General features: G+C 27.4%; 10 protein-coding genes. 2 read left to right on the forward strand and 8 right to left on the reverse strand.

Annotation, left to right across the window (positions count from 1 at the left end; all coding sequences use genetic code 11):
- The coding region (locus tag H5J23_RS14280; protein ID WP_185890561.1) for an autotransporter domain-containing protein at window positions 1-2,346 on the reverse strand (2,346 nt) is incomplete at its 3' end.
- 244 nt (window positions 2,347-2,590) lie between these two features.
- Here H5J23_RS14280 and H5J23_RS01335 point away from each other — a divergent pair.
- Window positions 2,591-3,142 carry a hypothetical protein gene (locus H5J23_RS01335; protein ID WP_185890563.1) on the forward strand — a complete coding sequence of 184 codons (552 nt, stop codon included), beginning with the start codon at window positions 2,591-2,593 and terminating at the stop codon, window positions 3,140-3,142.
- Window positions 3,143-3,229: 87 nt separating this feature from the next.
- Window positions 3,230-3,943: an HI0074 family nucleotidyltransferase substrate-binding subunit gene (locus tag H5J23_RS01340; RefSeq protein WP_185890565.1), complete on the forward strand. Its 714-nt coding sequence runs from the start codon at window positions 3,230-3,232 to the stop codon at window positions 3,941-3,943.
- An 11-nt stretch (window positions 3,944-3,954) separates the two neighbouring features.
- Here the strand turns inward: H5J23_RS01340 and H5J23_RS01345 are convergent, their stop codons facing one another.
- From H5J23_RS01345 to H5J23_RS01375, 7 genes are all read right to left on the reverse strand, one after another.
- Window positions 3,955-4,908, reverse strand: coding sequence for a TDT family transporter (locus H5J23_RS01345; RefSeq protein WP_185890567.1), 954 nt, complete (start codon window positions 4,906-4,908; stop codon window positions 3,955-3,957).
- Between the two features lie 346 nt (window positions 4,909-5,254).
- Window positions 5,255-6,019: a polysaccharide lyase gene (locus tag H5J23_RS01350; protein WP_221892774.1), complete on the reverse strand. Its 765-nt coding sequence runs from the start codon at window positions 6,017-6,019 to the stop codon at window positions 5,255-5,257.
- Window positions 6,020-6,031: 12 nt separating this feature from the next.
- Window positions 6,032-7,021, reverse strand: coding sequence for a hypothetical protein (locus tag H5J23_RS01355; protein ID WP_185890569.1), 990 nt, complete (start codon window positions 7,019-7,021; stop codon window positions 6,032-6,034).
- Window positions 7,022-7,039: 18 nt separating this feature from the next.
- Entirely contained in the window at window positions 7,040-8,590 is a 1,551-nt protein-coding gene (locus H5J23_RS01360; protein WP_185890571.1) for an extracellular solute-binding protein, read from the reverse strand.
- 22 nt (window positions 8,591-8,612) lie between these two features.
- Window positions 8,613-10,130 (reverse strand): polysaccharide lyase 6 family protein, encoded by a 1,518-nt coding sequence (locus tag H5J23_RS01365; RefSeq protein WP_185890573.1) that lies wholly within the window; start codon window positions 10,128-10,130, stop codon window positions 8,613-8,615.
- 174 nt (window positions 10,131-10,304) lie between these two features.
- Window positions 10,305-12,356, reverse strand: coding sequence for an AraC family transcriptional regulator (locus H5J23_RS01370; RefSeq protein WP_185890575.1), 2,052 nt, complete (start codon window positions 12,354-12,356; stop codon window positions 10,305-10,307).
- A 153-nt stretch (window positions 12,357-12,509) separates the two neighbouring features.
- Window positions 12,510-12,842, reverse strand: a complete 333-nt coding sequence (locus H5J23_RS01375) for a cupin domain-containing protein (protein ID WP_185890577.1) — start codon at window positions 12,840-12,842, stop codon at window positions 12,510-12,512.
- Window positions 12,843-12,965 lie beyond the last annotated feature (123 nt).

The following is a 12,965-nucleotide window of genomic DNA, read 5'->3' on the forward strand; positions in this document are numbered from 1 at the left end:
TCCTAAAGCTCCTACATAATAGTTTTTAATATCTGAACTTAAACTTTCATTTAGACTTTCAAAACTTATATCTGTGAAATCTTCGTTATAATCTAAATAACCTAATTGAACATTTCTATCTAAGTTTCCTTTAGAATATCCTGCAAAGAAGCTTCCAAAAGCATTTACAGTATCTTTATTGTAGTTTAAATACCCTGTTCCTTGGAACATATTGTCCTCTCTTTTTCCTTTATTATCTTTAAATTTAGAATCCAATCGAGTATAACTTAAAATCCATCCAGAGCTTAAGCTCTCTTTTATTGGATAGTTTTTTCCTATAAAGAAACTATTTAACTCATCTGTATATCCTAATATATTTTCGTATACATCTTTTTTCATTTTTTCAAAAGAGTAACCAAAAATATAGCTCTCTTTATTTGTTGCTTGAGTCTTTTCGGATATTTGATTTAAAATAGTTTCATTTGTAAATACAATAGCATCATTTGTTTGATACATTAAAGATGGAAAATAACCTCTACCAAAGATTTCATCTAAATACCACTCAAATTGTGATCCACTTTCTGAAGATGTAAGTATATCAAAAAGTTCATTTTTTGTAGAGTTATTCGAGTCGTAATAAATATCTTCTAAATACTTTGCCAAAACATCATCTGTTAATATCTCAAACCTATTTCTTTTAAACTCATAAACTCCATTATTTTCAATCACTTCATATAGTTTACTATTACTTTTTATCTCTTTAAAATTACTTGTAATTGAAGAGTGTAAATTTAAAACTCCTGAATCTACATAGTGATTTCCCACATAACTTCTTCCTATTGCAATTGTTTCTAACATTTGAGATTTAGAAGTATTTATACTTCCACCACTTTCCATAACCAACTTTCCATTATAAGATAGGCTTTGAGTATTAGTCTCCTCTTTATTTATAACTCCCCAGTTATATACAGTTCCTCCATAATTAACCATTCCATATTCACCTAAATTTATAACTCCAGTTGGCATATTTTTACCAATAGCTCCTTCAGTTAAAAAATAAGCAAAATCTGTCGTTAATATTGAACCAGGAGTTACAGTATTAGTATACATATTTATTGTTCCACTATTTTCTAAAACTACAGCCCCCTCTCCTGTCATTGCATTAGTTGCCCTCATTAAACTAGTTGGTGTTCCTATATTTATAACTCCTGACTCCGAGTTAATAGCTGTTCCAAATCCATTTATAAACATTGCACCACTAGGTATTTCCATCGTATTGTTACCATTGTTATAACTTGGAGTATTCATTGTTATTGTTCCATTGTTTATAATACTTCCATTTGTTGTCATCATTGCCGAATTTCCATCTAAAACTGTTATTGCTCCATTATTTACTCCACTTCCTCCACCACTTACATAAATTCCTGCAAAAACTCCTAATAGAGATATATTTCCAGTAGATGAATTTTCCACACTTCCACTTCCTAGGGTAGCCATAGCATACCTTGCAGCTCCTAAAATATTACCTTTATTTATAAAACTTCCATTTTCAACTGTTGCTCCAACTGTATATGAATTATACAGATTTATTGTTCCATTATTTATACCATTTCCATTTTTACGAAGTTGAATTGCTACTGTATTATTTGATATTGGTAATATTGCATTTATTGTTCCATTATTCTCTGCATATCCTGAATTTAATATACTCATTCCTATTCCACCATAAGATTCAATATTTATAACTCCACTATTTTGATTTATTATAGTTCCTCCATTTGAACCTTGCATTCCCACTAAAGTTTGAATTTCAGGTAATTTATTAAGAGAGATTGTATTCTCATTTTCTATTACATATCCTTCTTTTATACTACCCATTCCTATTTTATTAGACATATCTACTGTTAAATCACCACCTAATGGTGAACTTCCAGTTTTTAAATCAGTCCCCTCATAAAACACATTATTATAAAAAATATATTTCTCAACTGTTGGTTTTGGTGGGTCTGGTACTATTGGATCTGGTATTGGTTGAATCGGTGTAGGAGGCTTCACTGGGGGTTCTACTGGCTTTACAATAGGAGGCACTACTATTGGTGGTTTTATTGGTTGCTCCACTGGGGGTGTTATAGGTGGATCTATGGGTGGTTTTACTGGGGGTTCTACTGGAGGCTCTATCGGGGGACTTATTGGTGGTGGTAATTCAATCTCTTTTCTCGAATATAAAGATCCATTTTTTAAATAATAGTCTTCCTCTTGGTTTTTAAAATACATAAAGTCTGACCAAAAAATTAGCCCTTTATCTTGAGAAAAAACTTTTGTTCCATGTAGAGCTAAAAGAAGTAGTAGAAATCTATACTTTTTCATATTCATCACTCCTCTTACAAATTTACATGCTTTATACAAAATAAGTAGAAAACTCCCTTTTATTCTTATTATTTTTTTATTTTTAACTTTTTTTGACTAACGATTCAAAAAAAGCTTTGACTTTTTGGGAAATTTGAATTATAATTCAAGTATAAGAAATTTTTAAACATTTTCCAAAAATCAAATCAAGAAAAGGCTCTTATTCAAGAGCTTTTTTTTGTAAGAAACAAGCGGAGGTACAATTATGTCTTTAGTAACTATTGCTAATACTGGCGAGGTTATAAGTAATCAACTTTATTTAATTAACTTTATCGATGACTTTCACTACAATCTTCTAAATAAAGAGGATAAAATTAACTATATATTAAATTTTGATTTGAATAAATTTCCCACTTTTTTAAGGGAAGATTTAGTTAACATTGAAGCTGAACAGGAATTAGAAAAATATCGTTTAAAATTCTTTCCTGAGCTACCATCTAGATGTGGAGCACAGTTCGCCTTTGAAAAGTTAACAGACCTTTTAACTGCAGCTAAGATGTATGGGTGGAAAGGTACTATTTACAAGGTATCTATTGATACTAGCAAAGATTATACTCTATCTAAGCATAATGCTGATATAATCTCTGAAATTAGAAACTCTGATTTCAAATCTATCTCAAATACATTAAATGATTATTGGACTGGAGATATTAAATGGGCAAAGTGTCATGATAGAGATATACACTTTTTACCTACAACTGAGTATTTAATCGAAGGAAGTATCAATATTATTGAAACTTTAGACAAAGCTATATAATAACAAAAAGAGGAAGTTTTATAAACTTCCTCTTTTTATTGTTTAATCCAACATGTTATAATAAATAAAAAAGTTTAGGAGGAAAAAATGTACGGTCTATCAGAAACAGATTTTTTTAAAATTATTGATATTTTGAAAAAGTACAAAGAAAAAATAGAATGGGTAAAAATTTTTGGTTCTAGATCTAGAGGAGATTATAAAGAAACCTCAGATATAGACTTAGCTATATTCCTAAGAGTAAACAATATTATTGATGATATACGAAATGATTTTTATGAATCAGATTTAAAATATACTGTAGATGTAATTGAATATACTAAGAATATTGGAGAAAATATAAAGAGAAATATAGAAACTGATGGAATCTTAATATATAAAACTAATGAGAAAGGTGGGATTTTAATGAATGAAAATAAATTGAAATATAAACTTGAAGATTTTCAAAAAGCTTTAAAAAAATTAGAAATTGCTTTAGAAAAAGATGCACATTTAGATGAATTATATTTAGATGGAACTATTCAAAGATTTGAATTTGTATACGAATTAAGTTGGAAACTTATGAAAAGTTATTTGGAATATCAAGGTATAGAAGTTGTAAGTCCAAGAGAAACTTTTAGAGAAGGATTTAAAGATGGAATAATACATGATGCAACAGAGTGGATTAATCTCATGATAAATAGAAATAGAACTTCTCATACTTATAATGAAGAAACAGCATGGGATATATATGATAAAATAAAAAATGAATATATAAATTTATTTAAAGATTTTGAAAAAGAAATGATAAAAAAAATAGATTAAAAGAGGAAGTTTTATAAACTCCCTCTTATCTCTTTTATTTGATTTATAACTATTCTAACTATTCTTACAAAGATAATTGATATAAAGAATACAGCTAATGTTGTTGCTGCTACTCCAAAGTTATACCAGAAAATTCCTCTACTTTCATCTATACTTCTAATGTAGTTTGAATACTTTAAAATTGCTGTAGATCCTATTGCTAATGGGAATGTAAATGACGCATATACTGGTGTAAATTTAAGTCTTATAATTTTAACCATTGATATATAAAGTAGTGCTGTCATAAATATTCCTAATGGGAATAAAAATCCTACTACTGCTGGATTTGGAGTTTTGAAAGCCACTAAATATCCTGCTAAACAAAGATTAGGTGGTGCCGCTATAATTGCAAAAGTTGGTAGTCTTGCATCGTCAATCTTTTCAACAAATATAATTCTATATAACATCATAGGAAGCATTACTACATAAAAAGCAAAACCTATGTAAAATATTGCTTGTGCTAACTGTGGCATTCCCATAACTGCTGAATCAACTGATGCTACAACTATTCCAATTGGTGGTACAAACCAACTTGGAACCATATGCTCTATATTCCAAGAACGAAATCTATGATATATAAATGATGCTCCAAATATTAGATGTAAAAGTATGCATAACAGCCATAACCCTTTTCCTAGAGATGGTGAAAACTCATAAAGTACAACTGAGAAATTCATTAAAGCCATATCTAAGGTAGGTATAAAACTTCCTAGTGTTGGGTGCTTCAGTTCCTCTTTAAATACATCAAAATGTAGTATGTTCTTTATAATTATAGGCAGAAGTAACATTAATGATATAAAGTTCCCTATGTATAAAGCTTTAGGATTAAGTACTACTGCAACTGCGCCGCTGACTCCAGAAACACCTAGAGCTAAACCTGTAAGAGCCACCGGTAAATACTTAAAATAATTTTTTAAATTCTTCATTTTTCTCGCCTCTGGTTTTAATATATATTTTTATACGTATATTATAACACATTTTTGAATCGTGATTCAACTTTTTTTGTACATATACAATTTACAAAAGTTAAACATACATATATTGTACTATTATACCCCTTTTAGCTACACTTTCTTTTAATTTTTACTTTTAATTTCCCTCTGCTATAAATTTAAATCTATACTTTTTTGAAAGCTCATTCTCTGATGGAATCATATTTGCTGGTTTTAAATCTCCGCTTTCTATCATTGGAACACCTCCTAATCAATATTTTTTATAATATCTTAACATATTTTCAAAAAAAAGAAGCTGACCTTATTAGTCAGCCTCATTCTATTCTGAAACTATAAAATTCTTAAAATCTACAAATACATCATCTGTTGAAGCCCACGTCTCATCGGAACCACCGAAAAATGTAGAGAAAAATAACCCCTCTATCTTTAATTTTTCACTCACTCTGAAACTTAGATTTTCAATGGTAGCTACTTTTCTTTTATCTAAAAAAACTTCAATTATTCCATCATTTTTATCTGGAGTATTTAATTTAATAATTTGAGTCAATTTATGCCATTTCCCTTTCTCAAATTTCCAATTACCTAAATCAGTCCCATGCATTTCACTTGTTGGAAGGTAAGCATAAATAACTCCTTTTCCTTCTCGCCTCCACATATATCTAGTACTAAACCCACTATCTTCAGTTGGAATTCTTTTCCCACTAGCATTTCTATCTCCACCATATAATCCAGGAAGCTTTCCTCCTTTTACAAAGTCAAAATTATCAGAAAATCTTATATCATAAGTTAGTTCTAATTTATCTTTACCTTCAATTCCCATATTCGTATAAAATTGAGCTCCTCCTAGAGGTTTTTCAAATTTTTTAGAATAATTTGAACTCACACTACCCTTTGGATATTTTACTCTAAAAAATAACTCGCCATTTTCATTTTCAATAGATAAGTTTTCTTTGATCCCAAAAGTTTTATCGGGCATTACTTTCCAAGTTTCTTTCCAAGCTTTTGTTATTTGGGGCTCCCAAATAGTTTTAGAAAAAACACTTCCAAATGTAACTAAATACATTAAAAGTATCACTTTTTTCATAACCAATCTCCCTTAGAATGATTTTCTTAAACCAAGTTTATAAAACATTCTATCTTTATCATCTGATTTCTTTCCTGAATAAGCTACATTTTTAGCAGATTGCCAATAAACTTCCCCTACTAAAGTTAAAGTTGGATCAAATTTATAACTAAAAGTTGTTCCAACTCTAGTCTCATCTTTATCTCTTTTTAATCCATAATTGCTTCCTTTTACTGAATTTGACTCTTTTCCCTCTTCTTCATAGTATAAGTCTTGTCTTACAAATGGATTAATCGCCAATTTATCTGTCGTCTTCCAGTTATATCCTATTCTCATTTGCCAACGTATATATTCTGAGGTATGCTCTAGATACTTGTATTCATTATAAATTGAAGCCCATAGCATGTCCTTATTAGGAAGTGTGTGTCTAATTCCCAGCAACTGAATCTCTTGATACCAGTCGCCATAATAGTTATTGCTTCCTAAATTTTTACTATTATATCCTGAATCTTTTCTAGATTGTTGCTTTGTTTCATTAAATAGTGGCCCTGTGAATCCACTTAAATATAAATTTGTTGTATCACTTAACTTATATGTCATATCTGGATAAAATCTTAAACCTAAACTTCTCTTAGTTTGATTACTAGTGCTATTGTCATTTATAGCCCATTGCTCATACCTAAAACCAGCTTTAGGATTCAAAGAAAAATTTCCATTTTTATAACTATATCCACTGGCAAATAGCTCAAATCTATCTCTTTGAGTTTTAAATCTTGCATTTGTTCCTTCAGCTCTTTCTTTTCCATATTGATCTTGATACATGTACTTAAAATCTAATTTTAATTTTGATCCTTCTATCGGATTAAAGCTTCCACCAACATAAGGCATAAATACATCACTTCTGTTATAGTTATTTGTTCCCTTGTCATCATATTGCTCATTTTCGAAACCAATTTCAATTGTAGCTGCAAAGGTGCTTATAGATAAAATACTTGCTAATAATAAAATGATTTTTTTTGACATTTAACTTCCCCCATTTTTTTATTTTTTATTAACTCTATCATGTGCTGATTGAAAAGCATCTAACACTTTATTCAATCCAAGTTTTTCAAGATTTTTTGTATATCCATCCCACTCTTTATCAATATCCATACCTTTTAAAACCCAGTTTTGAACAGATTCTGTTATGTAAGTAGAAATTGTTGGCCAATATGTATCGTAAACTTTTTTTTCTTCTTCATTCATGGCTGGTGGTAAATATTCAGGAATAATATATCCATTTTCAATATACATATTTACTCCCTTCATGGCTAACTCATCTGTCCATTGCTTTTCATATTCATAATTTTGACGATATCCTATTGGAACTTGAGCACCTACTTCAAAAAGCTGACTATTTACAGCTTTACTTCCCTTTAGTATCTCCTCTTTAAAAATAGGTTTTCCATCGACTATTTCATAATGAATACCCTCTATTCCAAAATTAGCTAAATTTCTTCCTATACCATCGAAAAAGAAATCAAAATATTTAATTGTTTCAACTGGATTTTTATTTGCTGCTGTTATAGCCCAACCATCTGGTTTTACAAGTGTTCTAGAGTTTTCTTCTATTTTTTTTCCTGTTACTCCTGTAGGTGGAGCTATTGGTTGAAGATTAATTCCTGGATTTTGACTAGCTAATGTTTTATTTAATGTTGCTGTACTAGCAAACCAATCTCTTGTCATACCTCCAGTATTGTTACCAAACATTATTTCTCTTGTTTTATTACCCCTCGTGAAAACTTCAGGATCAATAAGTTTCTCTTGATACCACTTAGCTATATTTTTCATTCCTTCTCTAAACTCTGGTTCAGTCCATCCATGCCTAACCTTACCATCCTTTTCATAAAATGTTAAGTAAGAATCTGTTCCAGCAGTTCTTGCTCCCCAAAGTGTTGTTAACCTTACCATTTCTTGCCAATTTCTAAATACCATTGGTATCTCATCTTTAACTCCATTGCCATTTGGATCTTTGTCTCTAAAGGCTTTTAAAACTTCATATAATTCCTCTATATTATCAGGTGCCTTTAAATCTAATTTATCTAACCAATCTTGTCTTATCCAATATCCTCTTGCTGCTATTCCATCTGCTGCATAGGGTATATAATAAATATTTCCATCTGCTGCAGTGATTACTTTTCTTGCATTTGGATTTTCATCTAAATATTTCTTTATATTTGGAGCATTCTCATTAATAAGATCATTTAAAGGAATAAAAGCTCCCTCCATACCATATTTCATAAATTCATCTCTTAAACTATTTCCACCTACAATATCTGGTAAATCTCCAGATGCTAACATCAAGTAAAACAATTCCATTGTATTAGTTCCTGTTTTAGGAGCAACTCCTTTTAGCTTTATATTTGTTAGTTCAGCTGCTTTCTTAGGTACAAGTCTATTTTCATCATAAGCATCTCTATTCCAATAATGCATATGAATTTTTAACTCCAATGGTTTTTCGCTTATTTTTGTTTCAGCAAGAATAGTTTCTCCTCCCAAACCACTTAATAATAACGAACTTAAAATTGATAAAAATTTTATTTTATTTTTCATAGTTGGTCTCCTTTATTTTAATTTATTTTATGATATAACTTGGTCCGATGATAGATTCCTTTAAAACTTTAAGATTTTTCGCACCTATATTCTCTTTAGAAAATTCTAAAATTCCATTCTTATTTTCTAATGACACTTCTACTTCAGTTGACAGCTCAAGAGCATTATTTACCTTTTCTATTGGTCCATAAAATATATTATTTATATATTTTGTATTAATTGGATTTCTTTCTTCTCCAGCTCCTACCAAAGCTTTTTTACCATCTTTGTTTGCATAAGATAAATTATTTTTTAATGTCATATTTAAAGCTGGATATATAACTTCTACTTTAGAATCATCAAAAAGACTTACTTTATGAACTTTATCACTATACATTATATTCTGATTTGAATTTATAACTGTATTATTTTCTAATAAAATATTTTTGGGAGTCCACTGTTTATTTAATTCTTTCCCTTTTATTTTATTATCTAGCTTTTCATTTTCTGCTACATTATTTACCCCTGTATTAAAAGCTATTCCTGCTCTTGTATTTCCAACACCCGTGACATTTTCAATATAATTATTTCTAATAATATGATCTTCACCATAAAATCTTATTCCACCTGTCATATTTTTTCCATTTCCTAAAATAACATTATTTTCAACAACACTATTATTACCATGTCTTAAGGAGATCATCGAGGCACTTTCAATAACGGTATTTCCAAATAGCGTTGTATCACAGGCCTTAACAGATACAAGCTCAGTTTCTCCATCCATATTATCAAAAATATTGTAAATTAAAGCAGTTCCAGAAGGTAACAAAGATGTTTTACTGTCTCCAATTCGAAGTGCTTCCCATCCATTGGAGTTTATTCTAATCATTTTCTCATCTTTAAACTCTCCTTCTAAATTTGGAGTATGATCTTTAAATATATTTCTTGCCAAAATATGCTTGTCATATTCTGGAGAGTTATTGACAACTAGTAGTGTTCCTCTTTTATATTTTCCTTCAAATCTATTGTCTGAAACTATATTGTTTTTTCCACCAACTGTCATCCATCTAGTTGAATTAAACTCTCCTTTTTCATTTGCTTCATATTTATGTTTATTAAATTTATAGAAAGTATTATTTTTAACAATATTATTATTGCCTTTTAAAACTATTGCTCCTTCATTTTGAGCAGGGCCTCCATTTGTAAAAATAACTCCTTCAAAAGTATTATTGTTACCTAAAAAATTAAGTTGTATTATCCCTGAAAATATTACTTTTCCTGGATTTTTAGCCCTTATAGTTATTCCATCTTTCAAAATATTTATTATGCCTAAATCAGAATATTCTCCATCTTCAATTTCCAAAACTTCATTTTCTGTTATATTATTTAAATTTTCAAGCAATACCTTTGAATCTTTCTTTAAAATATTTTTAATATTAATCTCTTTTTTTGATGAATTTTCTACAGGATCATACGCATCAAAATTTTTAGCTGAAACATTTTGAAAAAGACTAAACATTAATAAAGTTAAATACATTTTTAAATTTTTCTTTCTAAACATTTAAACCACCCCATTGTTAAATTGATAATAAATAATACTACTTAAACATATTTCTCGTCTATATTTAATAATTAATGTTTAATTTTTAAACTAAAAAAACAAAAATAGTATCAATTTTAAATTTAAATACTATTTTTGTTTTTTAATTTTTTATTATTAAAATTTAATCTAATACTAGATATCTAAAACTCCAAAATATTTCCCTGGTGAAGTTTTATGTATTTTTTTAAAATTATTTATATATGTTATAGAACTTGTATATCCAACTTTCTCAGCTAATTCTTTTATCTTTAGTTGTGATTTATTTTCATTAAATATTTCAATTGATTTTTTTATTCTGTATCTATTTACAAAAATATTAAAATTTTCTCCATTTATTTTTTTAAAAAGATTACTTGCATATTGAGGTGTAAATCCAAGATATTCTGCAAATTCATTTAATGAAATCTCTCGACTATAATTATCCTCTATAAATTTTTTCATTTTCATTTCAATAGAATCATCATTATTACCTTTTATAATTTTAACTTTTTGAACTATTTTTTCTAAAATTTGAAAAGTTTGCTTTTTAAATTCTCCACTGCTAAGTGTATCTCTTTTCTCAAAAAAAAGTTTAAAGTCTTTCTCTATAAGATATGATAATTCAAATTGCATTATAATCCTATCCAAACTATTTACTACAGATTTTTTAAATCTAGCTAAACTTTCCCCTTCTAATCTACGTTTAACATAATTTTCTTGAAAAAGATCATCAAATAAAATTAAAACACCTTGTAAGTTTAAATTATTTATTCTCAAAAAACTTTTTTGTTCAATATCTACAGGATAATAATACGAATATTTGCTATTTAATTTCTTTAAATCATCTTCATCAATTATTACTTTAGCTATAAACTTTTCTTTATAATTAATATTTTTTGAAAATTCTTTGTATTTATTTTCTAAATCTATTATTCTATAATCTTTTAAACTTCTAAAGCAAAATATATTAATTCCCTGTATCTCATTTTCTAAATCTAAAATTTTTCCTTCTAATTCTTCCTTTATAATACTATTTTTATTTATAAAAAAAAGTTCTCCATTATTCACTGGAATAACTTCCATTTCAAAAGTTGATTTTAACGTTATTGCTATTTTAGATATTTTGTATAAGAAATCTTCTATATTCTCTTCATATGAAGTTATACTTATAATTCCAAATTGTAATTTTTTATTTTTATCAGGATAATATTCATATAAATCTTCAACCCTTCCCAATCCTAAAATAACTTTTCTTATAATAGCTTCTTTTAAATTTTCTTCGCTCTTTTTTAACTGCTCTGATAAAAATGTATTTCTTTTTTCTATCTCGAAATAAGTATTTTCTAAGTAGTCTATTATATTTATATCTTCAGAGGCATTTTTATTACTTATTTGAACTATTTTTTTTAATGGATTATAAAAAACCTTTAATATCAGTTTATAAATACCTAAATAAATAACTAATATTGGAATTATTGGTAAAATAAACCAGCTAAATATCCCCATCATTTCTTTAGAGAAATTCCTCTTTAAAACTAAAAGAAATTTAGTATTATCAAACTCTCTATAATCCAAAATGATCCCCTCATTTTTTTCTTTAAATTCTTTATCTTCTAATCCTATCCATTTCCCCTTTGATTTTATAAAAAAACTACTTTCTTCCCTGCTTGTTTTAAAAAATAAATTTTTAGCTATTCTTAAAATAACTTTATATTTCTGTGAATTCCCTAAAGATTTTATTATTGCTATTTCAGAATTATCCGCTAGAATATTTACTTCATTTAATTTAAAATTATTTGGATCAACATTAAAAATTTCTTCAAAAAAATAATCTTTAGGTAATGTTTGTGAGGATGTTATCACTTGATTTTTTTCTATATTTAAAACATTTAAAGAAATTCCTTGTTCTATATTTAGAACACTTATATCTTTTATTAATTTTTGAAGTTTAAGTAAAAAAATAGGATAACTTTCATTATATTTTTCAACTTCCTTTATTCTTGAATTTAATATGTATATATATTTCTCTATACCTTTAAATTTATTATTTATAGACAATTTTTGCTCGGTTATAAGCATCTCTCTTTTTTCTTTTTCTGAATAAACATAAGCACGATATCCATTTAAAGATATTAATAAATATGTAAAAATAGCTAAAAACACAGTACATTTCAAAATTTTTTTTCTTAAAGTATTATTTTTCAAAACCATTTTCCCCCATTTTTAATAATTTTATGTAATATATTTTAACTTTTTATTTTATTTTTGTCCATAAAATTAATAAAATGGTTATTAAAAATTAATTAATAATAAAAAATCTAAGTTTTAAAACATAAAACTTAGATTACTTAAATATTTTTAATTTAAAAAATCCTCTCTTTGAGGAGTAAAGATATCTAACAGAACACCTTTTTCCACACATTTAGCGCCGTGAGAAATATTTTTAGGCATATATATCGAATCGCCTTTTTTAACTTCTTCTATTTTCTCACCCACTGTAAATAAAAACTTTCCTTCTAAAACATATGTTATCTGTTCATGCTTGTGTGTATGAATAGCTCCCTCCGAACCTTTGTCAAAGTGAACTTCAACAATCATTAAATTTTTATCATGAGCAAGTATTTTTCTTTTTACACCTAAGCCTAATTCCTCATACTCTATATTTTCTTTTTTAAAAAAAAATTTTTCCATATACTATTTCCTCCTAAATAAATTTATGACTATATATTAGTCCATACTTTAATCTTTTGTATATAATTAAATTTTAATATAGAATTTTCTTAAATTTTTTTAGCATTTTTTGTATTTTAAATG

Origin of the sequence: Cetobacterium sp. 2G large, from assembly GCF_014250655.1 — a bacterium.
In the GTDB taxonomy this organism is placed as follows: domain Bacteria; phylum Fusobacteriota; class Fusobacteriia; order Fusobacteriales; family Fusobacteriaceae; genus Cetobacterium_A; species Cetobacterium_A somerae.

Bases quoted from the DNA above. Each gene is read 5' to 3' on its own strand.
- H5J23_RS01335 (WP_185890563.1), top strand. From the start codon at position 2,591: ATGTCTTTAGTAACTATTGCTAATACTGGCGAGGTTATAAGTAATCAA.
- H5J23_RS01350 (WP_221892774.1), bottom strand. From the start codon at position 6,019: ATGAAAAAAGTGATACTTTTAATGTATTTAGTTACATTTGGAAGTGTT.
- H5J23_RS01340 (WP_185890565.1), top strand. From the start codon at position 3,230: ATGTACGGTCTATCAGAAACAGATTTTTTTAAAATTATTGATATTTTG.
- H5J23_RS01375 (WP_185890577.1), bottom strand. From the start codon at position 12,842: ATGGAAAAATTTTTTTTTAAAAAAGAAAATATAGAGTATGAGGAATTA.
- H5J23_RS01355 (WP_185890569.1), bottom strand. From the start codon at position 7,021: ATGTCAAAAAAAATCATTTTATTATTAGCAAGTATTTTATCTATAAGC.
- H5J23_RS01365 (WP_185890573.1), bottom strand. From the start codon at position 10,130: ATGTTTAGAAAGAAAAATTTAAAAATGTATTTAACTTTATTAATGTTT.
- H5J23_RS01345 (WP_185890567.1), bottom strand. From the start codon at position 4,908: ATGAAGAATTTAAAAAATTATTTTAAGTATTTACCGGTGGCTCTTACA.
- H5J23_RS01360 (WP_185890571.1), bottom strand. From the start codon at position 8,590: ATGAAAAATAAAATAAAATTTTTATCAATTTTAAGTTCGTTATTATTA.